20 protein-coding genes are annotated in these 25,424 nt (G+C 72.8%); 5 read left to right on the plus strand and 15 right to left on the minus strand.

Features of this window, described 5'->3' with window-relative positions; genetic code table 11:
• Positions 1-19: 19 nt before the first annotated feature.
• Together EV284_RS04610 and EV284_RS04615 are read right to left on the minus strand one after the other, a co-directional pair.
• Positions 20-1,372: an MFS transporter gene (locus EV284_RS04610; protein ID WP_130330455.1), complete on the minus strand. Its 1,353-nt coding sequence runs from the start codon at positions 1,370-1,372 to the stop codon at positions 20-22.
• 120 nt (positions 1,373-1,492) lie between these two features.
• Positions 1,493-2,251, minus strand: coding sequence for a GNAT family N-acetyltransferase (locus EV284_RS04615; protein WP_130330457.1), 759 nt, complete (start codon positions 2,249-2,251; stop codon positions 1,493-1,495).
• 123 nt (positions 2,252-2,374) lie between these two features.
• Between EV284_RS04615 and EV284_RS04620 the strand changes: the two genes are divergently transcribed.
• Entirely contained in the window at positions 2,375-3,001 is a 627-nt protein-coding gene (locus tag EV284_RS04620) for a PAS domain-containing protein (RefSeq protein ID WP_207228906.1), read from the plus strand.
• A gap of 30 nt (positions 3,002-3,031) precedes the next feature.
• On the plus strand, positions 3,032-4,000 hold the full coding sequence (locus EV284_RS04625) for a threo-3-hydroxy-L-aspartate ammonia-lyase (RefSeq protein ID WP_130330459.1): 969 nt from the start codon (positions 3,032-3,034) through the stop codon (positions 3,998-4,000).
• Positions 4,001-4,060: 60 nt separating this feature from the next.
• On the opposite strand, the gene EV284_RS04630 is transcribed toward EV284_RS04625, so the two are convergent.
• From EV284_RS04630 to EV284_RS04650, 6 genes are all read right to left on the minus strand, one after another.
• The gene (locus EV284_RS04630; RefSeq protein WP_130330461.1) at positions 4,061-4,552 is read right to left on the minus strand and encodes a peptidylprolyl isomerase; all 492 of its coding nucleotides are present in this window, start codon (positions 4,550-4,552) and stop codon (positions 4,061-4,063) included.
• Positions 4,553-4,753: 201 nt separating this feature from the next.
• Positions 4,754-5,998 (minus strand): cytochrome P450, encoded by a 1,245-nt coding sequence (locus EV284_RS04635; protein WP_130330463.1) that lies wholly within the window; start codon positions 5,996-5,998, stop codon positions 4,754-4,756.
• 144 nt (positions 5,999-6,142) lie between these two features.
• Positions 6,143-6,298, minus strand: coding sequence for a DUF6131 family protein (locus EV284_RS32600; RefSeq protein ID WP_135793346.1), 156 nt, complete (start codon positions 6,296-6,298; stop codon positions 6,143-6,145).
• Positions 6,299-6,426: 128 nt separating this feature from the next.
• Positions 6,427-7,500, minus strand: a complete 1,074-nt coding sequence (locus EV284_RS04640; RefSeq protein WP_130330465.1) for an NAD(+)/NADH kinase — start codon at positions 7,498-7,500, stop codon at positions 6,427-6,429.
• Positions 7,501-7,589: 89 nt separating this feature from the next.
• Positions 7,590-8,441 (minus strand): CAP domain-containing protein, encoded by an 852-nt coding sequence (locus EV284_RS04645; protein ID WP_130330467.1) that lies wholly within the window; start codon positions 8,439-8,441, stop codon positions 7,590-7,592.
• 435 nt (positions 8,442-8,876) lie between these two features.
• Entirely contained in the window at positions 8,877-9,716 is an 840-nt protein-coding gene (locus EV284_RS04650; protein ID WP_130330469.1) for a helix-turn-helix transcriptional regulator, read from the minus strand.
• 87 nt (positions 9,717-9,803) lie between these two features.
• Between EV284_RS04650 and EV284_RS04655 the strand changes: the two genes are divergently transcribed.
• Positions 9,804-10,595, plus strand: coding sequence for a glucose 1-dehydrogenase (locus EV284_RS04655; RefSeq protein ID WP_130330471.1), 792 nt, complete (start codon positions 9,804-9,806; stop codon positions 10,593-10,595).
• A gap of 39 nt (positions 10,596-10,634) precedes the next feature.
• Here the strand turns inward: EV284_RS04655 and EV284_RS04660 are convergent, their stop codons facing one another.
• Positions 10,635-11,480, minus strand: a complete 846-nt coding sequence (locus EV284_RS04660) for a DUF1206 domain-containing protein (RefSeq protein WP_207228908.1) — start codon at positions 11,478-11,480, stop codon at positions 10,635-10,637.
• 65 nt (positions 11,481-11,545) lie between these two features.
• Between EV284_RS04660 and EV284_RS04665 the strand changes: the two genes are divergently transcribed.
• The gene (locus tag EV284_RS04665) at positions 11,546-12,751 is read left to right on the plus strand and encodes an MFS transporter (protein WP_130330473.1); all 1,206 of its coding nucleotides are present in this window, start codon (positions 11,546-11,548) and stop codon (positions 12,749-12,751) included.
• A 56-nt stretch (positions 12,752-12,807) separates the two neighbouring features.
• Here EV284_RS04665 and EV284_RS04670 read toward each other — a convergent pair whose 3' ends face one another.
• The 6 genes from EV284_RS04670 to EV284_RS04695 all read right to left on the minus strand — a co-directional run bounded on the left by EV284_RS04670 (position 12,808) and on the right by EV284_RS04695 (position 23,733).
• Positions 12,808-13,692 carry an FKBP-type peptidyl-prolyl cis-trans isomerase gene (locus tag EV284_RS04670; RefSeq protein ID WP_165425454.1) on the minus strand — a complete coding sequence of 295 codons (885 nt, stop codon included), beginning with the start codon at positions 13,690-13,692 and terminating at the stop codon, positions 12,808-12,810.
• 243 nt (positions 13,693-13,935) lie between these two features.
• On the minus strand, positions 13,936-14,244 hold the full coding sequence (locus EV284_RS04675; protein WP_130330477.1) for a hypothetical protein: 309 nt from the start codon (positions 14,242-14,244) through the stop codon (positions 13,936-13,938).
• A 91-nt stretch (positions 14,245-14,335) separates the two neighbouring features.
• Positions 14,336-20,488, minus strand: coding sequence for a DNRLRE domain-containing protein (locus tag EV284_RS04680; protein WP_130330479.1), 6,153 nt, complete (start codon positions 20,486-20,488; stop codon positions 14,336-14,338).
• 355 nt (positions 20,489-20,843) lie between these two features.
• Complete coding sequence (locus tag EV284_RS04685) at positions 20,844-21,503, minus strand: hypothetical protein (protein ID WP_130331106.1); 660 nt, start codon at positions 21,501-21,503, stop codon at positions 20,844-20,846.
• Between the two features lie 41 nt (positions 21,504-21,544).
• The gene (locus EV284_RS04690; RefSeq protein ID WP_130330481.1) at positions 21,545-23,137 is read right to left on the minus strand and encodes a glycerol-3-phosphate dehydrogenase/oxidase; all 1,593 of its coding nucleotides are present in this window, start codon (positions 23,135-23,137) and stop codon (positions 21,545-21,547) included.
• Positions 23,134-23,733, minus strand: coding sequence for a TetR/AcrR family transcriptional regulator (locus tag EV284_RS04695; protein ID WP_130330483.1), 600 nt, complete (start codon positions 23,731-23,733; stop codon positions 23,134-23,136). Before EV284_RS04695 ends, EV284_RS04690 begins: the two co-directional genes overlap by 4 nt.
• An 80-nt stretch (positions 23,734-23,813) precedes the next feature.
• Here EV284_RS04695 and EV284_RS04700 point away from each other — a divergent pair, with 80 nt between their 5' ends.
• Positions 23,814-25,406, plus strand: a complete 1,593-nt coding sequence (locus tag EV284_RS04700; RefSeq protein ID WP_130330485.1) for an FAD-binding oxidoreductase — start codon at positions 23,814-23,816, stop codon at positions 25,404-25,406.
• Positions 25,407-25,424 lie beyond the last annotated feature (18 nt).

Consider the following 25,424-nt stretch of genomic DNA (forward strand, 5'->3'; position numbering starts at 1 on the left):
GGCCCGCTGTCGCGCCGGGTCAGCCGGCCGTCTTCGCGGGGGCGAGCCCGGCACCGGTGCCGGCGTCCGCCTCGGCCCGGCTCAGCGCCGCGGCACGGGTGTCCGGCATCAGCACATAGGTGACCAGCGAGACCAGCGCGCACCCCGAGACGTACCAGAAGAACATCTTCTCGTGGCCCGCGTCCTTGAACCACAGCGCCACGTACTCAGCCGTCCCGCCGAACAGGGCGTTGGCCAGCGCGTACGGCAGGGCCACACCGAGCGCGCGCACCCGCGTCGGGAACAGCTCCGCCTTCACGGCCGCGTTGATCGAGGTGTACCCGGTGACGATCACCAGCGCCAGCAGGGACAGCCCCAGCGCCGACCAGTACGAGTGCGCCGACCCCAGCGCCGTCATGATCGGGTACGTGCCCACCGTGCACCCCACCGCGAAGGTGATCAGCAGCGGCCTGCGGCCGATCCGGTCCGAGAGCGCCCCGGCGAGCGGCTGGATCGCGGCGAACACCGCGAGCGCGGTGAAACTCACCAGCGTAGCCGTCGACTTGGCCATGCCCGCGCTGCCGATCAGGTACTTGGTGAGATAGGTGGTGTACGTGTAGTAGGCCACCGTGCCGCCCAGGGTCAGCGCCATCACCAGACCGGCCTCCCGGCGGTGCTCCCACAGCGCGCTCAGCGAGCCGCGCGCGGTGTCGCTGCCGCCGCCCGTCTCCTCGGTGAACGCCTCGGTCTCCGTGAGCCGCCGCCGCAGCCAGAACACCACCAGCGCGAACACCGCGCCCAGCACGAACGGCACCCGCCAGCCCCAGCTCTGCAGCTGCCCGGTGGTGAGGGTGTGCTGCATCGTGATCAGGATCGCCAGACCGAGCAGCTGCCCGCACGTCATGGAGACGTACTGGAAGGACGAGCCGAGCCCGCGCCGGTTCCGGGCGGACGCCTCGGTCAGATAGGTGGCGCTGGCCGCGTACTCACCGCCGATGCTCAGGCCCTGGAGCAGCCGGGCCAGCAGCAGCACCAGCGCGCCGAAGTACCCCGCCTGGCCGTAGGTCGGCGCGACGGCGATCAGCAGGGCCGCGACCGACATCAGGGAGACGGTGAGGGTCAGCGCGCTCTTGCGGCCGTGCCGGTCCGCCGCCCGCCCCAGCAGCCAGCCGCCGACCGGACGCATCAGGAAGCCGACCGCGAAGATGCCGGCGGTGTTCAGCAGCTTCGTCGTCGGATTGTCGCCGGGGAAGAAGGAGTCCGCGAAGTAGATCGCGAAGCTGGCGTAGACGAACCAGTCGTACCACTCCACGAGGTTGCCCAGCGAACCGCCGATCAGGGCGAAACGGCGGGCGGCGGGGGTCACCGTGGGCGGTGCGGTGGACGCGGACATGGCGGCTCCAGACGAGGGGGGACGGGGCCCGCCGCCGTGGGACGCCGGACCCGGATGCCGCCCGAGCATGCGCCGCGCACCCGCACCGGACAAGGGACGACGCGCAGATCTAACACGCCGCTAAGGAAGCGGCGCGCCCAGCCGCAGATACAGCCGGGTGCCGCCCGGCCGGAAGCCGACCCGCTCGTACACCCGCCGGGAGCCGTCGCCCGCGGGTTCCAGCCACACCGACCCGGCGCCCCGCTCGAACAGCGCCCCCGCCAGCGTGGAGGTGACGGCCGCCGCCACACCCCGCCCCCGGTACGCGGGCCGCGTGCCCACCCCGGCCAGCTCCGCCGTGCCCTCGGCGGGCGCCGAGCAACCGGCCGCCCCGGCACACGCGCCGTCCTCGGCGCGCACGAACCGCACCGCACCGCCCCGCTCCCGCGTCCGCCGCAGCAGCGAGGCGCCGTCGGCGGGAGCCGGGAACGCGGCGCCGAACGCCTCGGCCAGGGCCGCGTCGATCTCCGCGAACTCCGCGTCGGTGCGGGGGGACCGCGTCGCGGGCAGGCCGGCGGGGCGGGTCAGCGTCGCCGGGGTGCAGACCAGGTACTCGTGCACCGCCTCGGTGGCGAAGCCCGCCCGGCGCAGGGCCGGTTCCACCTCCGGTGCCGCCTCCGGGGCGAACTCCAGCCCGGGGACCAGCCCCCGCCCCACGAACTCGTCCACCAGGGCGGCCACTTCGGCCTCCGTGGGGGCCGTGCCGGGCAGCGGGGTCGCGTAGTTGACGTACGGGCTGGTCGTCGCGGGGTCGAAGCCCGCCACGAAGCCGCCGACCCGGATCGGCTCCGGGCGGCGCAGCAGGTTGGCGGCGGCGAAGTTCTGCACGTCGAGGGACACGGCACCGCACGCTGCCACAGCGGGGCCGCCCGGCCAACCCGATTACGGCCCTGGTGCCGAGGGTGGCATGGATGTATCGTCCAGAACTGGAAAACCCGTCCAGCTACTACGGAGGCGGTGCCGGTGGCTTCCGAGGACGAGCATCTGCTGGGCGAGGCCGAGAAGGTCGCCGTAGCGCTGGGGCGGATGTTCCCGGGGCTGTGCGAAGTCGTCCTGCACGACCTGCGGGACCCGGACCACGCGATCCGGGTCATCGAGAACAACCTCTCCGGCCGGGCGCCCGGCGACCCCGCGACCGAGCTGGGCGTCGCCCGCATCGCGGACCCCCGCTACCCGGACGTCGTACAGAACTACCCCAACCGCTTCCCCGACGGCCGCCCGGCCAAGAGCACCTCCATCGGCATCCGGAACAGCGCGGGCGAGTACATCGCGGCCCTCTGCCTCAATCTGGACGTCTCCGTGCTCTCCCCGGTCGCGCTCACGCTGGCCGGCCTGGTCGCCACCGGCACCGAACACGGCGCCGAGACGTTGGAGACTCTGCGGGACCGGCGCGCCCGGGAACTGCGCGGGACCGTGGAGGAGCTGGCGGCGCGGCGTGGGGCCACCCCGAGATCGCTGGGCCGGGACGCCAAGCGCGAGCTGGTACGGCAGCTGCACGGTGAGGGCTGGTTCGACTCGCGGGACGCCGCCCGGACCATCGCCGACCTGCTCGGGGTCTCCCGGGCGACCGTCTACAACTACACGAAGTAAGAGCCCACACCACTCCCTGGGGGACCCGCCATGCCTGCCGAACCGCACCTCACCCTCGACGACGTCCGCGCGGCCGCCGCCCGCCTGGAGGGCGTCGCGCACCGGACCCCCGTCGTCACCTCGCGCACCCTGAACGCCCGCGTCGGCGCCGAGGTGTTCGTCAAGTGCGAGAACTTCCAGCGGATGGGCGCCTTCAAGTTCCGGGGGGCCTACAACGCCGCCGCGCAGCTGCCGCCGGACCGGCTCGCCAAGGGCATCGCCGCCTTCTCCTCCGGCAACCACGCCCAGGCGGTCGCGCTGGCCGCCCGCGAACTGGGCACCACCGCCGTCATCCTGATGCCCGAGGACGCGCCCCGCTCCAAGATGGCGGCCACCCTCGGCTACGGCGCGGAGGTCGTCACGTACGACCGCTACACCGAGGACCGCCAGGCCCTCGGCGAGGGCCTGGCGAAGGACCGCGGGCTGGCGCTGATCCCCCCCTACGACCACCTCGATGTCATCGCGGGCCAGGGCACGGCCGCGCTGGAACTCCTCCAGGAGACCGGAGAGCTGGACGCGCTGGTGGTTCCGGTGGGGGGTGGCGGGCTCATCGCGGGCAGCGCCGTCGTGGCGAAGGCCCTGCACCCGGCGGTGCGGATGATCGGCGTGGAGCCGGCGGCGGGCGACGACACCAAGCGGTCGCTGGAGTCGGGGGAGCGGGTCACCATCCCGGTGCCCCGGACCATCGCCGACGGGCAGATGCTGTCGAGCCCCGGCGAGATCACCTTCGCGCTCAATCAGCGGCTGGTCGATGCCATCGCGCTGGTCAGCGACGAGGAGATCGTCGACGCCATGCGGTTCGCCTTCGAACGCCTGAGGATCGTCCTCGAACCGAGCGGTGCCACGCCGCTGGCGGCCCTGCTGTCCGGGCGGGTCGAGAACCTTCCGCCGCGCATCGGCGTCATCGCCTCGGGCGGGAACATCGACACCCGGCGTTTCGCGGAACTCACCGCGGGCTGAGCCGGCCGTCGGCCGCCGTGCCCCCTCAGGTCGCGGGGGCACGGCGAATGGCGGGGCGGATCAGACGGTGCCGCTCGCGGAGACCGCGACCTTCGCCTTCGGGGCGCCGCTGCCGGTACCGAGGGACTCGATACGGTCCACGACGTCCTGGCCCTTGACGACCTCGCCGAAGACGACGTGCTTGCCGTCCAGCCAGTTGGTGACGACCGTGGTCACGAAGAACTGCGAGCCGTTGGTGTTCGGGCCCGCGTTCGCCATGCTCAGCAGGTACGGCCGGTCGTGCTTGAGGTTGAAGTTCTCGTCGGGGAACTTCTCGCCGTAGATGCTCTTGCCGCCGGTGCCGTTGCCCGCGGTGAAGTCGCCGCCCTGGAGCATGAACTGCGGGATGACCCGGTGGAAGGGGGAACCGGCGTACCCGAAGCCGTGCTCGCCGGTGGCCAGCTCGCGGAAGTTCTTGGCGGTCTTGGGCACGACGTCGTCGAAGAGGCGGAACTCGATCCGGCCCGCCGGCTCGTCGTTGATGGTGATGTCGAAGTACACGTTGTCGCTCATGTAGATCAACCTACCGCCGCTCGGCACCCGACGTTCGACCGAGCCCGGCCCCGCGGACCGGGCCGGGCCGGTCCGGGTGCGGGTGTTCGAACTAGCGTATGCATTCGCGAATGTCATCAGGTTCATCAAATGGGCTTGCAAGACGGCATTTTGCCCCGAACGTGCACCTCCCGCGTACGCGAGGGCAAACTGTGCTGGGCGCTACCAGGTCACCGGCAGTGTTCTCGGACCGCGAATCAGCCCGTCCCGCTGGAACTCGACCTCCTCGGCCGGTACGGCGAGCCGCAGCTCCGGGAACTCCGTCATCACGGCCTGGATCAGCACCTCGGCCTCCATCCGGGCCATCAGCGCGGCCAGGCAGAAGTGCGGGCCGTGCCCGAAGGCGACGTGCCCGGCGCCGGAGCGGTCGAAGTCCAGCAGCTCGGGGGTGGGGAAGGCAGACGGGTCCCGGTTGGCGGCGACGTAGGCGTTGTAGACCACGTCCCCCTTGGGGATCAGATGGCCGCCGATCCGCACGTCCTCGGTGGCGACACGGGGGATGCCGACGCCGTTGCGGTGCGGGACGAACCGGAAGAGCTCCTCCACCGCCTTCGGCAGCAGCTCCGGCTCCCGGCGCAGTCGCTCGAACTGGTCCGGGTGGGTGAGCAGCGCGTACATCATGGAGCCGCTGTTGTTGCGCACCGCGTGCCCGCCGCTGACGTACACGGCCATGGCCAGCGAGATCGCCTCGTCGTCGGTGATCTCGCCGCTCGCCGCGGCCGCAGCCAGCACTCCCGCCAGGTCCTCGCGTGGCTCGGTGCGCCGGCGCTCCAGCAGCGCCACCACCCGGCTCCGGGTGTCCTGCCGGGCCGCCTGGTTGCGCTCCCTGGCGTTCGCCTTGGTCAGCAGCGCCTCGGAGTTGCCGGCCCAGTTGCGCCAGTCGTCCTCGTCGGCGCCCAGGAAGGCGCAGACCACCGCGATGGGGAACGGCGTGTACAGGTGCTCCATGAGATCGCCGGGAGCCCCCGCGCGCCGCATGCCCCGGAGCATCTCGCGGGCGGTGCGCTCGGCCCGCGGCCGCAGCCGGGCCATGCTCCGCGCGGTGAACGCCCGCGCCACCACCCGGCGCAGCACGGTGTGCCGGGGCGCGTCGATGTACTGGAGCCCGGCCGTCTGCGAGGCCACCGTCTGGGGCGCCATCGTCGTCACCGAGCGGCCGACCAGCTCCGCGCGGGAGAAGCGGGGGTCGGAGGTGACGAAGCGGACGTCCTCGTAGCGGGTGACCAGCCACGCGTGTCCCTCCCCGTAGGGCAGGCGGATACGGGTGACGGGCTCGTCGCGCAGCAGCGAGTCCAGGAACGGATCGGGGTCCAGCGCGGGCAGGTCCTCGACCAGCCACGGCCGCACGGGCGGCGGAGGCGGGGAGGACGGTGGTACGGGCTCGACGGACGCGGAGTCGAAGGTCATGGCGGGTCCCTTCTCCAGCAGTGTCCGTCAGCCTCCCGCAGCCGCGCGGGTCCCGCATGCGGGGTTCCGCCACATCAGCGGTCCCCCTGGCGCACCGGAGTGCGTCAGGGGGACCGATGGGGCCGGGAGGTCACCACCGAAGGGTCACCAGTAGTGCCGACGGCCGGCCACCGCGTGACCGGTGGCGCCGAGGATCCACAGGATGGCGCCGATCACCGCGAGAATGATGCCGATCGTCCAAAGGATCGAGATCCCGGTGAGAAAACCGATGATGAGCAGAATGACACCGATGGCGAGCATGGTGTGCCTCCAGCCGTAGGAGAAGTACCTGTTCTCCTAGTGCCCCGATGAGGGGCACATTCTCACTTTGGACCGGGAAACCTGGACATCCTTTCGAGCCAGTTCTCGCCGGGCGGCGTTTCCCCAGGTCAGTGGTGCGGCCGGGGTTCGTCGGGCGACGTGGGCAGGGCCAGATGGCCGAGGTCGCCGGGCGGCGCCGAGCGTACCGGCCACAGCGGGGCCGCCTGTCCGTCCGCGACGGCCGCGGGGGCGTCGGTGAGGTTCATCCGCTCCCGCAGCCGCCCGTAGAAGTCCATCGGGCCCAGCCGGACCGCCCGCAGCCGCCGGGGGGAGGCGTACACGCCGATCCAGTCGCCGGGGTTCAGCACGCCCCGCACCTGGCCGTCGATGCTGACGGCGGCCTGGCCGGAGCGCTCCAGCACCCGGAACGCGATCGGCTCGTCCGGCGCCGCCAGCACCGAGCGGTCGAACGTCATGTGCGGGGCGACCGGAGTGAACAGCAGCCCCTCCATGCGCGGCGAGACCACCGGCCCCCCGGCGGCGAAGCTGTACGCGGTCGAGCCGGTCGGCGTGGCCACCAGCAGCGCGTCGGCGGAGTACGAGGCGAGGAGCTGGCCGGCGATGTACACGCCGACCGACACCTGCCGGTCCCGGGTCAGCTTCTCCAGGACCACGTCGTTCAGCGCGGTGACGTTCAGGGCCACGCCCCAGTCGTCCCCGACCGTGCAGTCCCCGCGCACCCGGGGCGGCGGCAGCATCGGGCCGCGCCCGTAACGCACCAGGTCCGCCATGTGCGCGGGCACGCCCAGCGGGCAGGAGGCGCGCATGGTGAGCAGCATCCGGCTCTCCACCTCGTACCGGCCCTCGTACACCGCGTCCAGCGCGGCCGCCACGGCCGGGGCGGGCACCTCGGTCAGGAAACCGACGCGGCCGAGGTCGACGCCGAGCACCAGGGCGTCGTTCTCCGCGGCCAGGCGGGCGCCGCGCAGGAAGGTGCCGTCGCCGCCCAGGGTGACGATCAGGTCCGGGTCGCCGGCGCTGTCGACCTCCTCGCGGGCGCTGTGCCGGGCGCCCTCCTGCCAGACGTCGATGTCGGCGCAGCCCACGTCGTGCCCGGCGCACCACTCGCGCACCGCGTCCGCCGCGGCGAGGGCGGCCGGGCGCCCGGCGTGCACGACCAGACCGATACGGCTCACCGTCATCCCGACACCCGCCTCCCAGCCGACCCGCTCGACCGCCCCATCCTCGACCGGAGGCGGACACCCGTACGGGACGCCACGCCGCCGGGGTGCTAGCGGGCGGTCCCGAAGTCCTGCGTCCAGTAGTCGCCTGGCTGGGCGAGGCCCACGCCGATCTCCTTGAAGGAGCAGTTGAGGATGTTCTCCCGGTGGCCGGGGCTGTTCATCCAGCCGGCCATGACCTGCTCGGGCGTCGCGTAGCCGTAGGCGACGTTCTCGCCGTACGTACTCCACTGGTAGCCGGCCGCGGTGATGCGCGAACCGGGGTCGGAGCCGTCGGAGCCGGTGTGCGACATGGTGTTGTGCGCGGCCATGTCGGCGCTGTGGTCCTGCGCGGCCTTGGTCAGCGTGGAGTTGAGGGTGACCGGGGAGCAGCCGACCTTGGCCCGCTCGGCGTTGACCAGCTCCACCACGCGGGCCACGTCGCCGGAGGCGGTCGCCGCGGGCTGCGGGGCGCCGGACGAGGCGGCGGTGGCGGTCTGCACGGGGCGGGGCGCGGTGGAGACCTGGCGCACGGTCGGGGCCGAGGCGGTCTTCACCGAGGCTTGCCTGGCGGCGGGGGCCGTCGCCGGCGCGGTGTGCTGGGCGGCGGCCGCCGTGGTCTTCGCCGCCTCGGGGGCCTGCCGCGGGGTGCGGTGGTGGGTGGGCGCCGCGGTGGGCCGGTGCTCGGTGCGGATGCTCGGGGAAGCGGAGGGGGTCGCGGGGGCGCCGGTCTGCTTCCGCACCTGGTGCGAGGCGTGACGGGGGCTCTGCTCGGTCTGCCAGGCGGTGGCCTCGGTCTGGCGGCCGGAGTCGTCCTTCCAGTCGACGCAGGCCACGGCGGCGGTCGGTACGCCCACCGCGGCCACGGCGACGGCGGCTATGAGCACCCGCCGGTACTGCTGGTTCTTGCGGTGCTTTCCCATGCGTGAAACCTCATTCGGTAGGCGCCGGGCGCCGCCGCGCGGCTTCCTCTTGCTGGAACCCGCCTCCCGAACAGCAAAAGACGCCCTGCGAGTCGTCATTCTTAGGACGGTCACACAAGGCGTGCAAAGGGACTGTCGTACTAACGCGCTTCGTAGACCTGGCGGCCCCTTGCCAAGGTCACGCGGGCGTGCCGACCCGGTGGCAGCGGCTTCCGGCCGCTGCTGCCGGGCCGTCAGAACCCCGCGTGATTTGCGAAAGCGAGGCTCTCGGCCGAGCGGATCGGCCCCTTCGGCGGACAGCATGATCCAAATACCCGCCAAGACGGACAAAGCGTACTTGTCGTCACGGTTCGTCACCTACTAAGGGACCCCCGTAGGTCACCAGAGCTTGTGAGGGATGTCACGGAACCATCCCCTTGTCCGGCGGCTCCGGGGCTACACGTCCATCCGCTGGGTGCCCACGACCGACAGCAACCGGAGCGCCTCCTCCGACGCCGAGCCCGGCGTGGCGGTATAGAGGACGAGGCGCTGGTCCCGGTCCGGGACGTGCAGGGCATCGCAGTTGACGGTCAGGGGGCCGACCACCGGGTGGTGGAAGGTCTTGGCCAGGGTCGGCACCACGGACACCTCGTACGCCTCCCAGAGCCGGGCGAACTCCTCGCTGCCCGCCAGGAGTTCGGCCACCAGGCCGGTCACCTCGGGGGAGTCGGGATAGCGGGCGGAGGCGGCGCGCAGTCGCCGCGCCGAGTCGCGGGCGAACGCGGCCCCGTCCGAGACGCCGTAGAGCCCGCCCCGGCGCGCGTCGAGGAAGACGCGGCGGATGAGATTGCGGTCGCGCCGCGAGAGCGCGGAGAAGTCCTCCATCAGGGCCGCCGCCAGGTCGTTCCAGGCGAGCACCTCGCCGATCGCCGACGTGACGATGGCGGCCGTACCCGGCAGCCGGGTCAGCAGGTCCAGGATGCTCTGCCGCACCTCGCGCGGGGGACCGGCCGGCGCGGCCGGTGGCGCCCCGGCGAGGTGGTACAGGTGGTCGCACTCGGCGTCCGTCAGGCGCAGCGCCCTGGCCAGTGCGGACAGCACCTCGCGGGACGGGCGCGGTCCGCGCGCCTGCTCCAGCCGCGTGTAGTACTCGGTGGAGATGAACGCCAGTCGCGCCACCTCCTCGCGCCGCAGCCCCGGCGTGCGGCGGCGCGGCCCGGCGGGCAGACCCACCTCGGCCGGGCCGATCCGCTCGCGCCTGTCACGCAGGAATGCCGCCAGTCCGTCTCGGTCCACGGGCTCAGTCTGCGCCGTGACCGGCGGAGCCAGCCAGGTACCGCCTGTGCCTGGATGGGCGGTGCCGGGCGGCGCACGCTGGACGGCATGAACTCCACACCGGCGGAAACCACCGCCACCACCGGACTGCTTCCCGGCAAGGTCGCCTTCGTCACCGGCGCCGGACGCGGGATCGGCGCCGCCGCGGCCCGGCTCTTCGCCCGCGAGGGGGCGCGGGTCGTGCTCGCCGCCCGCAGCGAGGACCAGCTCGAGGCGGTCACCGCGGAGATCCGGGCCGAGGGCGGCACCGCCGACCACGTCGTGTGCGACCTGGCCGACGGGAACGCGGTGCGCGCCGCCGTCGACCGCGTCGTACAGCTCCACGGACGCCTCGACATCGCCTTCAACAACGGGGCCGCGGGCCAGGCGCCCGGCGCGCTGGACGCGCTGTCCGAGGACGAGTTCGACCGGCTCTACACCGTCAACCTCAAGGGGCAGTGGCTCGCCATGAACGCCGAGGTCGCGGCCATCCGTGCCACCTCGGGCAGCGGAGCGATCGTCAACAACTCCTCCGTCGGCAGCCTGCGCGGCAACCCCGAACTACCGGGCTACGGCGCGACGAAACGGGCCCTGAACAGCATCACCGAGTCGGCCGCCGTCACCTACGGCCCGGAGGGCATCCGCGTCAACGCCATCGCGCCCGGCAACACGGCCACCGAGATGATGCGCTCCTGGGAGGCGAAGTCGCCCGGCCTGCAGGAGCGGCTCCAGGCGCACACCCCGCTGCGCCGGGACGCCCGGCCCGAGGAGATCGCGGAGGCCGCCGCCTGGCTGCTGAGCGACCGGGCCTCCTTCGTCACCGGCGCGGTCCTCCGGGTGGACGGCGGCGCCCTCACCTGAACCGCGGGTGGGGCGCCGTGATCGTGGCCGGGGTGCTGCTCAGACCTTGCGCCACCGGGCGTTGCACCAGGAGAAGACACCGAAAGCGGCCAGGCCCAGCGCGATCAGCGCCAGCAGCCAGGGCCCGGCGGGCAGGTCCCGGAACGAACGCAGGGTGTCGTCCATGCCCTTGGCCTTGCCCGGCTCGTGCTGGACGGCCGCGATCAGGGCGAACACCCCGGCCACGGCGAAGACGATGCCGCGGGCCGCGCCGCCGACCACACCCAGGACGTCGACGATCTTCCGCACGGTCGGGGACATCTCGCCGGTGCGCAGATGCTTGCGGAACTTCCGCATCACCGCGCGTGCCGCGATGTACACCCCCGCCCCGATCACCACGAGCCCGACGGCCCCGACGATCCACTGCCCGCCGGGCCACTTCAGCGCCATCGCGGTGACGTCGTCGCTCTGCTGGTCCGAGGAGCCGCCGCCGCTGCCCTTCTGACCGGCCGCGTAGGACAGCACGGAGTAGGAGACGAAGGCGTAGAACACCGCGCGCGCCGCGGACATCGCCCGCTTCGACGCCTTGGTGCCGTCCGGGCCGGCGCTGCCGACCACCGCCTCCGACAGCCGCCACAGTGCCATGCCGACGAGGGCGACGCCGACGATCCACAGCATGGCGGCGCCGAACGGCTTCTCCGCCAGCTCGGCGAGGGCGCCGCCCCGGTCGGCCTGCTTCTTGCCGCCGTCACCGCCCAGGGCTATCTGAAGGGCGATGACGCCCACGAGCAGGTAGATCAGTCCACGGGCGAAGAAGCCCGCCTTCGCCGCCGCGGTCATCGCCGGGCTGTCGGCCGCTCGCCGGGCCTGCCCCCGACCGCGCTGTGCCAGAACGCTTGAGTCCATGACACATCCGATGCCCCGGCGTGTCCGCGTCACGCCCGACCGGCGCCGACGTGCCAAGGTGAGGTGTGATCGACTCCGGCACGGACCCCTCCCGGCGGCGCCCGCGCCCCGGATACCTCGGCGCGGCGGGTGTCTTCGCCGTCGGCATGATGGGCACCACGCTGCCCACCCCGCTGTACGGGCTGTACCGGGAGCGGATCGGGTTCTCCGAGCTGATCGTGACCGTGGTGTTCGCGGTCTACGCGGTCGGCGTCATCGTCGCCCTGCTGCTCGCCGGCGGCGCCTCCGACGTGCTGGGACGGCGGCCGGTGCTGGTCGTCGCCCTGGGGCTGTCCGCGCTCAGCGCGGTGTGCTTCCTGCTGGAGGGCGGGCTGCCGCTGCTCTGCCTCGGGCGCGTGCTGTCCGGGTTCTCGGCCGGGCTGTTCAGCGGCACCGGTACGGCCGCCGTCCTCGACCTCGCGCCGCCCGGGCGCCGGGGACGGGCCGCGCTCGCGGCGACCGCCGCCAACATGGGCGGGCTCGGGCTCGGGCCGCTGGTCTCCGGACTGCTCGCCGAGTACGCGCCCCGGCCGCTGGTCCTGCCCTTCCTCGTCCACCTCGCCCTGCTCGCCGTCGCGCTCGTCGTGACCCTGCTGCTCACCGAGACGGTTCACCACGAGGGGGCCCGGCCGCCGCTCAGGCCGCAGGGGATGCGGGTGCCACCCGAGGTGCGCGGGGTGTTCGGGCCCTGCGCGCTGGCGGCGTTCGCCGGGTTCTCCCTGCTCGGCCTGTTCACGGCCGTCGCGCCCGCCTTCCTCGGCGAGACCCTCGGCGAGCACAACCTCGCGGTGACCGGCGCCGTGGTCTTCAGCGTGTTCTGCGCCTCCACGGCCGGCCAGCTCCTCATGGGCCGCATCGGTGCCCGCGCCGCTCTCCCCTGGGGCTGTGCCGTGCTGGCCGCCGGCCTCGTCCTGGTCGGAACCTCCCTGTTGGCGGAGTCGCTCCCCCTCCTCCTCGTCGGGGCGCTCACCGGCGGCGCGGGCCAGGGCATGGCCTTCCGCGCGGGCCTCACGGCCATCGGCGCGGCGGCCCCCGAGGAGCATCGCGGCGCCACCATCTCCGCCTTCTTCGTCGTCGCCTACCTCGGCATCTCCCTGCCGGTCGTCGGCGTGGGCGCGCTGACCGTCGGTCTGGGCGTACGGGGGGCGGGGCTGGTGTTCACGGCCTGCGCGATCGTGCTGGTGGTCGCGGTGGGCGCGCGGGTACGGCTGCGTCCGCTCCTGGAGCAGTAACCGGCCGGCGGGAGACGCCGGGCGATCTCCTGCCGACCGGTCTTTCGCCGGGGACCTCAGGCGCCGGCGAGGATGTCGAGGACCGAGACGACGGTGTCACCGGGCGCCAGGCCCTTGGGGGGATGCGGGCCGTACGCCAGCTTCGCGGGGATGACGGCGAGGACGCGGCTGCCGACCCGCCGGCCGACGAGGGCGCGGTCCCAGCCCGCGATGACGTTGCCCCGCCCGATCACGACCGACAGCGGACAGCCGTCCGCGCGGGAGCTCTGGAAGAGGCCCGCCGCGTCCTTGCCGCGAGAGGCGTCCCACGCCACCGAGGAGTACTGGAGGACCAGGGTCTGCCCGGCCTTCACCAGCGGTCCCCTGCCGTCCACCAGGTTCCGGACCACCAGTTTCCGGGGCGCGGCGCGGTCCGGGACGGTCACGGTCGCGGTGCCGTCACCCTTGTTCATGTGCACCTGGGGCAGGGTGCCGGGAACTGATGCCTGCTCGCCGGGAACGACGGCCCGTGCGGCGACGACTTTCAGTATGTCGACGGCGTAGACGACGGTGTCCTCACCGGTGACCCCGAGCCGCGCGCTGCCGGTCGAGCCGTACGCGGCGGCGGGGGGCGCGACCACCAGGACCCGGCTCCCGGCGTGCTGTCCCCGCACAGCCCGGTCCAGCGCGGGCAGGGTGGCACCCCGGCCGACGGCGAACACCTGAGGGGCGGCTCCCTTGTCGTACGAGCCGGGAAGCGTCCTACCGGTCCGCCACACCTTGGCCGTGTAGCGGACGACGGCCGTGTCACCGGCGCGAGCGGCGGGTCCGTGCCCCGGTGTCCGTGGCGCTACCACGAACTTGCCGCTGGGCGCGGACCTCGGCACCGAGATGGTGGCCGGGCTGCCGAACGCGCCGAACACCTCCGGCAGTTCGGCGTCCGTGCGCACAGGGGCGGCCACGGGCCGCGTCCGCGCCGGCACCGAAGGGGCGGTGAGCGGCCGGTGCCAGCCATCGGGCGGGGTCTTCTCCGCCGGGCGATCGCTGCCACACCCCACGAGCACCAGAGCAGGGGCTATCAGCAGCACTGCAAAACGACGCATTGATCTCTGCTTCCCACAGTACGTTCCGCCCCTTCGTCCCACCTGTTTGTCCACGTGGAGCGGTTCCCGGATCCGATATCGCGTACCTTGTCCGCCTCGCTCTCAGCCGGAACGCTCATCCCCCGTGGCGAAGAACCGCCGTACGTACTCCCCTGGTGGCAGCTCGCTCTCCCGCATGAGGGAGAAGACCTCGACGCCCTCGCCCGGCACGTCGCCGATGCGGAACGCCTCGGCGAAGTTCACGTACTCCACTGCGTCGAGCATTTCGCAGTACTCGCGCGCCTCGGTCTCCGCGCGGGCGATCGCCTCGTCCAGCGAGCGCGCGGTCCACAGCGTGACGCGCTCCTCGTACACGTCGAGGTGGTGATGCCGGAAGACGCATCTGACTCCGTACCAGCTCACGTCGGTCATGGGACTCTCTCTTTCATATATGTGTGCCGGTGTCCGAGGGGGCGGCGCGTCGGCCGCCCCCTCTCCTGGACGGTCTTCTACCGGTGCTCCGCTACGACAGCGCCCACAGAACGGCCGCCACGATGTCCACCTCCCAGAAGACGACCGCGGTGACGACGATGGCGATGATGAAGGCGAACAGTCCTATCGCCTTCAGTACCACCCGCAGGCTGTCCGACTGGGAGCGGTTCTTCTGCTGGTTGCGGCTGCCCGCGTACTTCTCGGCCTGTTCGAGCTTCTTCTTCGCCGACTTGTAGGCCTTGAGGTCGTACCGCCGTCCGTTCGCCTTGTTCTCGAGAGCCTCCTTCTCCTTGTGGCTCAGGGACGCGGGCTTCCTCGACGCCCGCCCGTCCAGGTCCAGTTGGTTGACCGGGTCGGCCGGGTAGACGTAGGCGTCATCGTTGCCGCCGAGGACAGGGTCCACGGAGAGGAACCGTCCGGCGGTGGGGTCGTACAGCCGTACCCCCATCAGGACGGCCCCGGTGACGGAGTCCGCGGAACGCTGGGCGGTGCCGAGCCAGCCATAGCGGGCGGCGGCGGTCTCGCCCTCGGGGTTGCCGTACTCGTCGTAGGACTGGGCGAGCACCGGCTGGGCCGTGTTCAGCGGGAGTCGTGCCGTCACATCGCCGTGGATGTCGCTGAGCTGCAGTACCGCCGAACCGGAGGCGTCGGTGGTGGCGTCCAGTTGGCCGTCGATCCCCCGTACGTCCCGTGTGATCGTGCCACTGGAGTCCTCGGCGGTCCAGGTCGGGCTGTCGCCGTCCGCACCGTAGTGGTTGCTCCTGGCCGCGGTCGCTGTCCAGGTGCCCCCGCTGTTGGTCTCGGTGGTCCAGGACGCGAGGCGCCCGGCCGCGTCCTGGGTCCAGGTCTGCCGGTCGCTCCCCGTCGTCTGCTGGCGGACGAGGTCGTTGGCGTAGTACCCGGTGGTCGCGCCGGACGCCTGGGTGGTGGTCCGGCCGAAGGCGTCGTAAGCCGTGCCCGAGGTGACCAGCCGGTCCGCGCTGTCGTAGGTGGACGACCGCGTGGTCGCGCCCGTCGAGGTGCAGGCCGCGCCGACGTCGGCGGTCTCCGTCGCCAGCGAAGTGCGGTTGCTGTTGTCGTCGAAGGCGTAGTCGCGCCGGGTGCAGGCCCCGTTCGGGTCGCTGTCGTCCGCCCGCGTCAGGCGTCCGGCCGCGTCGTAGGTGTACGCGCGGGCCCGGGTCTGGCCGTTGCTGTCGACATCCGTGACAGCCTGGTCCTGGACCGATCTGTCGACGTCGTCCGAGGCGATGACCATGCCGTCGCTGTCCCGGGTGTAGACGCGGGAGGTCGCGGCACCGGTCTCGTCCTGGCTGACGGTGAGGGTGTAACCGCCCGGCAGGGACTGCGTCGCCGGATCGCCGTCCGCGTCGTACGTCGCGGCGAAGGTGCCGGCGAGCGAGTCGGTGCGCGAGGTCTCCAGTCCCCGCGGGTCCTTGGCGGTGTCGTAGGTGTAGGTGGTGGTGGAAGGCGCCGAGTCGGTGGTCCTCACCACACGGTCGAGCGCGTCGTACTGCTTGTCGGCCGTGTTGCCGGCGCCGTCGCTGTAGGAGATCTCCCGCCCGAGGCGGTCGTAGGTGTGGGTGACCCTGCCCACGCTCGACGAGGTGGAGGCGACCTTTCCGTCAGCCGGGTCGTACGTCGTCGAGACGTCCGGGACCGCCGTACCGACCCCGCCGGTGACGGATGTCAGCGTCGGACGGCCCGCCGAGTCGTACGTGTCAGTGGCGGTCCGGGTAACCGAGTTGGCGGTCTCCGTCGTCTTCGCCGTGTTGCCCCAGCGGTCGTACTCGACCGTCCGGGTGGGCAGCTCCGACGGGTTGGAACCACCGCCAGTGATCGTCCCCGCCGGGCCGGTCGAGCAGATCTGGTCCGCCCATTCGGGACGCCCGTTGCAGGAACCGGTGCCCGTGGCGGACCAGTACGTGGTGACCGTGGCGCCCGCGTCCGCACCGGACGACTTCGGCAGCCACGTCTTGACGACCCGCCCCTGGGAGTCGTACGCCGTGTGCGTCTTCAGCGCCAGACCGCTCGGGTCGACCACCGTGGTGGTCGGCAGGCCCTTGACCCAGTCGTAGTCGGTGGTCGTGGTACGCACGTCCGCGTCCGACGGGTAACCGTCCACGTATGCGCCCACCGCGGTGGTGGTGATCTGGCCGGCGACCGTGGCTGTGCCGTCGGCCGGGCGGCCCTCGTCGTACGCGGTGACGGTGTGCCGGCGCGCGGCCACCTCGCTGCCCGCGGGCAGGTCCACGCCGCCGGTGCCCGCGTGCAGGACGCTGGTCAGGGTGGCCAGATGGAGGGGACCGTAACTCTCCAGTTCGCGCTGCCCGTCGCTGGAGTACCCGTACGTGGTGGACAGTTGCTTCGCACGGTCTGCCGTGGTCAGGCCGTTGATGCCGAGCCTGGTCAGCTCGTCCAGCCCCGCACCGCTGGTGGCGAGCGCCAACTCGCGGTTGCCCGCGGTCAGTTCACGCACGGTGTTGCCCAGATTGTCGTACTCGGTCACGTTGAGGTGACCGCCCGGGGTGGAGCTGTCGGTCTCCCGGCCGGACGCGTCGGCGTACCAGATGGTGGCGCGGGTGTAGCTCGCGGCGGTCAGGGCCGATCCGGTGTTCGACGCGGGCACGGCGCCCGGCGGGAAGACGGCGGTGGCGTCGGTGGGGACGTCCGTCTGGCCCCAGGCCGCGATGTCGGCGGCGCCCACCTGGTAGGGGGCGTTGGCTCCGGTCAGGGGTACGTCGTAGACCACGCTGGTCGTGGCCGTGTCCCCGTCGGTCTGGCTCTGCGAGCCCGGCGCCAGGGTGGGACGGGCGGCGGAGAGCAGCATGCCGGGGCCCGCGGTCGCCGCGTTGCCCGCCGTACCGTAGGTGAAGGTCCACGGCAGCTCGCCGGGAGGCGTCAGGGTGGCGACGCGTCCGGCACTGTCATAGGCGTAGGCGGTCTTCAGGGCCGGCGAGATCCGGGGGTCCCAGCTCTCGCGGAGACGGCCGGAGTCGTACTGGGCGATCACGGTGGCGGTCGAGGAGGCCGCACCCGGGTCGGTGGCCCACAGCTTGATCTGCGCGACCTGGCCCGTGTAGTCACCGAACACCGTGGACGTGGCAGTCGTGGAGGCCGCGTACACGTACTCCAGGACCCGGCAGCCCTGGGTGGAGGGCGTCGTACCGCAGGTGGCGGACGCCACCGCCGAGGTGGGCGCGATCACGTACTTCGGCCGGGCCAGCGTGAGCGAGCCGTTGACGACCTTCGTCGAGACCACCGTGGTGGTGGTGTTGGACGTCGGCAGATAGGTGCTGGTCACCTGCCAGGTGGTGGCGGCGGGGTCGACCTTGGCGAACGTGGTCGTGGTGCCATCGGTGTCCTTCAGCGTGAAGGAACCCGTCAGGGACCCGGTGAGCGTCAGGCTCTCCGCACCCGGCTCGCTCCTCCAGCCGCCGGCCGAGGTGGCGGTGAACCCGGTCCCCTTGCCGTTCACGTCCATGACCGCCACCGAGGTGGACGAGGTCTGACGGACGTAGGCATAGTCGGAGTCGGCGAGTTCCGCGGTGGTACCGGCCGTCCACTGCGGGCCGAAGATCGCCACCTGCCCCTGGGCGTTCGCGCCCGCGGTCGGCTGCCGTGACGAGGCCGTACGCCGTACGTTCATCCCGAACGCGGACGCGTCCGTCGCCGACAGGGTGTAGTCACCCGTGAGCTCGTTGACCGAACCAGGACCCACGCCGGTCGACGGTGCGTTGCCCGCGTCGCGGTCCACGGTGACCGTCGAGGTCGGTGAGTACCCCGTCGTCGTGCCGTCGGTGAAGGCGGCACGGACGTCGACCGGGCCGTCCTCGGTCAGCGAGGTGGTGATGTTCCACGTCAGCGCGGGCGGCGCGCCACTCGGCGCGGCCAGCGGCCACGCTGTCACGGCAGAGCCGCCGCTGTTCCGCGTCACATCGGCGAGGGGAACGTTGTGCCAGGTGTCGGTCTCGCCGCGGCGGTACTGGTACGTCACGCCGGTGTAGGTGGACTTGCCGGTGGAGGAGAGGGCGACGCGCCGGGCGGGCCGATCGCCGTTGCCGGGGCTCAGCAGCGCGGCACCGTCCGCTCCCACCCCGAAGGAGTACGCGGTCTTCGCCGTCGACAGGTTGCCGCCGGAGTCGATGGTCTGGGCGTACAGCGTGTGCCAGCCGTCGGCGGGGGTGATGGAGACGGTCAGCGGGTCGCCGCCGGTGCCGTCCACCGTGTCGTCGACGCGCTTCGCCGCCGTCGGGTCGTCCAGGCCCCACTTGAAGCCCTGGCCGTCCGTCGACGTCGTGTCGAGAGTGCAGGTCACCGCGCCGGGAGCCTTCACCGACCACGTGCTCTGCGGGTACGAGGGGCAACTGACGGCCGGAGCGGCGGGCAGTCCCGTGTTCAGCACGAACGTGTTGTAGCCGGTCCAGGACCCGTAGTCGGTGGAGTCGTAGCCCCGTACCCGGTAACGCAGGTGCGCGCCCACGGGGAAGGCGTTGGCCGACGGGATGGCCAGGGTGGCCGTGGAACCGGACGCCACACCCCCGCTGGTCGCCGTGTACGTGTACGTGGTGTCGGCGTACGCGGGGTCCGGCGTGACCTCGAACTGGGCCTTGACCGTGCCGCCGTCCGCGTCGGTCACCTTGGCCGACAGCGTCGGCGTCAGCGACGTGGCGTACCGGTGGCCGTTGTAGGCGTTCAGTGCCGACGGCGAGATCGCGGCGGACGTCGGGACGGTCGGGTAGGAGTTGTAGGTGACCGTCAGGTGCGGCTCGGCCGAGTTGTCGCCGGAGATGTAGTTGGCGGACCGGAAGCGACGCCACGTGGTCGGGTCGGTCTCGTTCGCACCGGCGATCTGCAGACCGTAGTTGGCGCTGCCGCTCGCCCAGGCGGACACGATGGAGTCGATGTCGAAGTTCATCGTGCCGCCGGGGCAGGAGCTGTCGTAGCCCAGTGCCGCCTTGTTCACGACGGCGCCGGTCGCGGTGGTCGCCGGCCTGGTGCCCCAGGTGAGAGCGGAGGAGTCCCAGGTGCCGGTGACACGGCGTACCTCGGTGCCCGCTCCGGTGGTGCCGCAGGTCGCCGAGTAGTAGGAGTACAGGGCCAGGTTCGTGTCGGTGATGTGCTTGCCGGTGAACGGCGACACGTCGAACTTCAGGTACGAACGCGCGACGTCGGCACCGGTGTCATAGGTTCCCGACTTCAGCTCGGGCGACGAGACCTGCGAGTCCGGGTAGTCCGGCGTCTGCACCCAGGTGTCGGTGGTGACCGCGAGCGTGGAGGTCGGGTCGACCGTGACCGGGTAGGTGAGCGCGGGGTCGGCCAGGAACTTCGCGTCCGGAGTCAGGACCAGGGTCTGCGCCCCGTCCTTCCCGGTCTCGACGCGGGTGGCCACCCGGGCCAGATGCTTCGACTCGCCCGAACGCCGGTCCTTGGAGGAGTCCCACATCATGGGAGCCGGGGCCTCGGCCACCAGCTTGCCGGTCTTGTCCTTCATCAGAAGGTGGCCCGAAGCCGCCCGCGTCAGGGTCAGCCCGTCCAACTGCAAGGGAATGCGGTACGACACCGGGCCGTTGGGCGCACTCGCCAGGATCACGTCGTCGGAGAAGCCCTGCTTCTGCGCCGTGACCTTCAGCGTCTGCCCGGACCCCAGGTCGTATGACGCCGTCGGCCCCTTCACCTTCGGAGCCGGCAGCCTGTCCTGCCAGCCCATGGCGAACCGGGTCCTGCCCCGGACGACCGATGCCAGCCGGCCGTCACCGCCGTCGGAGACGGCGATGTCCGCGGCCGCCGCCCTGGGCTTCAGATCGGCGCCCGCGTCCGACAGCGAGGTGTCGATGTCCTGCCACTTGCCGTCCTGCCTCACCCGCACCGGACCGGCGAAGGACTCCGTCCGCAACGATCCCGAGGGCAGCGCCCACGTGGTCGAAGCCTCTGTCCGCTTGGACAGCACCTCGATCCCGCGCCCCTGCAACCGGGCCATCAGCAGGGCCGAGGCCGTGTCGGCCGCCTCTGCGGGTCCGATCGGCTTCTTGTCCCGGCTGACGGAAGCCGTGATGGGGCCGGTGTTGCCCACCGCGACAGCCTGGCCGCTGTTCAGCACAAGCGCGGTCTCGGCCAGGAGCGCCAAGGACACCGCGGCGGCGACTCTGCTTCGCTGCCAGAACCGCTGGGGTATTCGGCGTCTCATGGTTCCTGGCCGCGGTCTTGGGCGTGCGTGAATCATTCGCAACTCCTGGTTGCCCGAGTGATGCTGAGGGGGGATGGCGCCCCCATGATCCACACGCGCCTGACCAGGCGACTTTAATATGATCAAGGTCATTACAGGGGTTGGCAAAGAACCTGCGGAACGTATCGCCGATCAACAGGTTTGAAGGTCCCCTACAGTGGGCAGCCGCATGCCCTTGCCTCGGGGAGTCGGCGCCGCGTCACCGATCGGGACACTCCAGGTACCGCCGTTGCCGTCCCCGTCTTTGCCAAACGCTGGCAGGATATGCGCCCAACTCGGGCAACGGCTCGGGTGGGCAGGCGCCGCAAACGGTGGGTCACCGCATGGGTGCCGGCCCCGGGACGCGCACCGTGGTGGTCACCCGGACCTGGCACGGCATGCGCGGAGTCGAGCCGAAGCCGAAGCGCACCGGTGGGTCCACCGGGGCGAGCGGCCCCAGGTCGCGGCCCTCGTAGGCGGCCGTCGCCGCCGTGAGCCGGCGCAGGTCGCGGGCGCCGTACCACTCGTACCGGCCGTTGCCCGCGGAGCCCCGCGTGTGGACGCCCATCAGCAGGCGGGCCACCGGGTCGGTCAGGGCGGCGAAGGCGGGCCGGGAGGTGACCGGGGCCGCCAGGCGGAGCAGGGTGCCCAGGGCGCCCCGGCGGCCGACCGTGAAGCACAGGTCGAGCAGCGCACCGGACGCTACCGTCCAGCGGTCCCCGGCGGTCCGCACCTCCACCGGTACCACCCTTACCTCGTCGAACGCGTACGTCCCCGCGATGAACTCCGCCACCCGCCCGGTCGGCGCCAGCAACGTGCGGTGGCCGTCCGGGCGTTCCAGCATCACGTCGCTGAAGGCGCCGAAGGGGCTGCGGGGCCAGTGGCCCAGGACCAGGCGGGTGCCCGAGGCCGTGCCGACGCCGGTGATCCAGCCGTCGAAGCGGAGGTCGACGCGGTCGCGCGCGGGTGGGGGCGGGGCAGGGGAGCCGGGGGGCATCACGCGCAACGGATGCCCCTGGTGGGCAGCGGTGAAACAGGTCAGACCCCCGATGGGGTGGCCCGCGACAGGATCTCGGCGGCGGCCGCGAGTGCCTCGGCGCGGTCCTCGGGGACGAGGCCGATGCGGGTGCGGCGGTCCAGGAGGTCGGACGGGTCGAGGGCGCCCTCGTGGCGGGCGGCCCAGAGGAGTTCCGCGCGGGTGACCGGGTGGCCGGGGAGCACCGGCTCGGCCAGCGCCGGGTCCCGCTCGGCCAGGGCGAGGACGGCCGGGGCCTCGGTGCCGTGGCGGCGGACCAGCCGGGCGGGGGCGGACAGGTCGCGCAGGCGCTCCGGGGCCGCGGCGCCGACCAGGGGCAGCGTGGCGGTGGGGGAGGGTACCGAGGGCAGGCCGCGCGCGGACACGGCCGCGTCCACGGCGTCCTGCGCCATCCTCCGGTACGTCGTGAGCTTGCCGCCGACCACGGTCACCACCCCGTCCGCCGAGGTCAGCACCGCGTGCCGCCGCGAGATGTCCGAGGTGCGCACCGAGTCGGGGGCGCCCGGCACGGAGGTGTCCAGCAGCGGACGCAGCCCGGCGAACGCCCCGTCCACCTCCTCCCGCCGCACCGGCGTGTCCAGCACCGAGCCCAGCACGTCCAGCAGGAAGCCGATGTCCGTCTCGGGCACCTCGGGCACATCCGGGATCGCGCCCTCGGCCGGCTCGTCCGTGAGGCCCACATAGGTACGGCCGTCGCCCTGCGGGAGCACCAGCACGAAGCGGTTGGTCTCGCCGGGGACCGGTATGTGCAGGCCGGCCGGGAGCGCGCCCAGGCGCTCGGAGCGCAGCACGAGATGGGTGCCCCGCGAGGGCCGTACGCGGAAGCCGTCGACCAGGCCCCCGGCCCACACGCCGGTCGCGTTGACCACGGCACGCGCCCGGATCTCCCCTTCCTCGCCGGTGAGTTCGTCCCGGATGCGGGCGCCGGTGGAGCCGAGTTCCAGGGCGCGGACGCGGGTGAGGACGCGCGCGCCGTGCGCTGCCGCCGTACGGGCCAGGGCGGTGACCAGGCGGGCGTCGTCGGTCACCTTGCCGTCCCAGGACAGCAGGCCGCCGCGCAGCCCGCCGGCGCGCACCGAGGGCGCCAGATGCCGGGCCTCCGCCGCCGTCAGCCGGCGCGGCACCGGCAGTATCTGGCGCGGGGTGCGGGCGGCCCTGCGGAGCATGTCCCCGGCCCGGAACCCCGCCCACGCCAGCGACGCCTGGGCCCGCGACACCAGCGGGGTCAGCGGCAGGACGAAGGGCTGCGCGGACACCAGGTGCGGTGCCGTACGCGTCATCAGCACGCCCCGCTCGACCGCGCTCTCGTGCGCCACGTCGAACTGGCCCGACGCCAGATAGCGCAGGCCGCCGTGGATCAGCTTGGAACTCCAGCGGGAGGTGCCGAAGGCCAGGTCGTGGGCGTCGACGGCGACCACGTCCAGACCGCGCGCCGCCGCGTCCAGGGCGACGCCCGCCCCCGTCGCGCCGAGACCCACCACCAGCAGGTCGGCCGTGCCGCCCCCGGCCGCCGAGGCCAGCTCGCGGGTGCGACGGGCGGCGTCGAGCGACGAACCCGGTGCCGCCGTACGGTCGGCGCGGTCGCGGTTGCTCATGGGGTGAGGGTCCTCTCCAGAAGGGTGCGCAGCTCGCCCAGGAAGGCGGCGGCGTCCAGCTCGGCGTCGTCCTCGTCGGTCATGGTGCGCAGCGACAGCGCGAAGGACTGCACCAGCAACAGCACCGCGCGGGCCTGGCGTTCGGCGTGCGTCACACGCACCGAGCCGTCGGCGTGGCCCTCGCGCAGCGCGTCGGTCAGGAGTGCCAGCAGGGCCTCCTGGGTGGCGCCGCGCCGGTCGAGGACGTAGGGGAGCAGCAGCTCGGGGTCGACGTCCAGGATCTTGTGGAACAGGGGGTGGTCCCGGAACTCGGTGACGCCCGCGACGAGTCCGGTCACGAGCCGGGCGCGGGTGTGCGGGCCCCCGGCCGCGCCGGGCATCGCGCGGGTGGCCACGGCGAGCCACTCGCGGGTCATCAAGTCGCCCACCAGCGTGCGCAGATCGGGCCAGCGCCGGTACAGGGTCATCCGGGAGACCCCGGCGCGGCGGGCCACGTCGGCGAGCGTGGTGCGGCGGACACCTACGGCCAGGACGCAGTCGCGCACCGCGTCGAGCACGGTGTCGGCGTCCGAACGGTTGTGACGGATGGACGTCATGTGTAACAGTGTAACGCCCCGGCGGCCGGGGGGAGATGGCGCCGCACACACCGAACCGACGTGGTAAGGACGACCGTCCGATGGACATGCTGTGGAACGGCTGGGGCGACCCGGCGAAGGCGGCCCCCCTGCCCGACGCGGTGGCCGGACTCCTGCACGACCTGCTCGGCGTCCGTCCGAGCCCGTCGACACCCGTCGCGCTGAACGACCTCGAGCTGCCGCGGCCCACGCTGGCCCCGGCCGCCCTGAAGGACCTCGCCGGCGCGGTGGGCTCGGCGGACCACGTCCGCACCGACACCGAGAGCCGTGTCCGGCACGTCCGGGGCAAGTCCACCCCCGACCTGCTGCGCATCCGCGCGGGCGACCTCACCGACGTGCCGCAGGCCGTCGTCCTGCCGGCCTCCCACGAGGAGGTGCTCGCCGTGCTGCGGGCCTGCGCCGCGCACGCGGTGGCGGTCGTGCCGTACGGCGGCGGCACCAGCGTCGTCGGCGGACTCGCCCCCGAGCGCGCGGAGTTCGTCACGCTGGACCTGCGCCGGATGGACGCCCTGCTCGACCTCGACCCGGTGTCCCGCACCGCCGTCCTCCAGCCCGGCCTGCGCGGCCCGCAGGCCGAAGCCCTGCTCGCCGCGCACGGGTTCACACTCGGCCACTTCCCGCAGTCCTTCGAGTGGGCCACCGTCGGGGGCTTCGCCGCCGCCCGCTCCAGCGGCCAGGCGTCCGCCGGGTACGGCCGCTTCGACGAGATGGTCCTCGGCCTGACCCTCGCCACCCCCGAGGGCACCGTCGAGACGGGCCGCGCCCCGCGCTCCGCCGCCGGACCCGACCTCCGCCAGCTGTTCCTGGGCTCCGAGGGTGCCTTCGGCGTCATCACCTCCGTCACCGTCCGGGTACGGCCCCGGCCCGAGCAACGCCTGTACGAGGGCTGGCGGTTCGCCACCTTCGCCGAAGGCGCCGCCGCGCTGCGCAGGCTCGCCCAGGACGGGCCCCGGCCCACCGTGCTCCGGCTCTCCGACGAGACGGAGACCCTGGTCGGCCTCGCCCAGCCGGACGCCATCGGTGCCGCCCTCGCCGACGGCGGCACCGGCTGCCTGGCCGTCACCGGCTACGAGGGCACCGAGGCCGACACCGCCCGGCGCCGCGAGGAGGCGGCCGCCGTCCTGCGCGAGTGCGGCGGCACCCTCGTCGGCACCGAACCCGGCGAACGCTGGGCCCACGGCCGCTACGAGGCGCCCTACCTGCGGGACGCCCTCCTCGACGCCGGCGCCTTCGCCGAGACCCTGGAGACCGCCGCGTTCTGGTCCCGGATACCCGAGCTGTACACCGCCGTACGCACCGCCCTCACCGACACCCTCACCGGCGCCGGCACCCCGCCCCTGGTGATGTGCCACATCTCCCACGTGTACGAGAACGGCGCCTCCCTCTACTTCACCGTCGTCAGCGCCCAGGGCGACGACCCCGTCGCCCACTGGACCCCGGCCAAGCACGCGGCCAACGAGGCCGTGTTCGCGGCGGGCGGCACCATCTCCCACCACCACGGCGTCGGCACCGACCACCGCGACTGGTACGTACGCGAGGCCGGGCCCCTCGCCGTCGACGCGCTGCGCGCCGTCAAGGCCCTGCTCGACCCCGCCGGGCTGCTCAACCCCGGCGTCCTGCTCCCCACCGACTGACCGCGCCCGGAGGCACAC

The organism is Streptomyces sp. BK022, from assembly GCF_004217355.1.
Classification (GTDB): domain Bacteria; phylum Actinomycetota; class Actinomycetes; order Streptomycetales; family Streptomycetaceae; genus Streptomyces; species Streptomyces griseoluteus.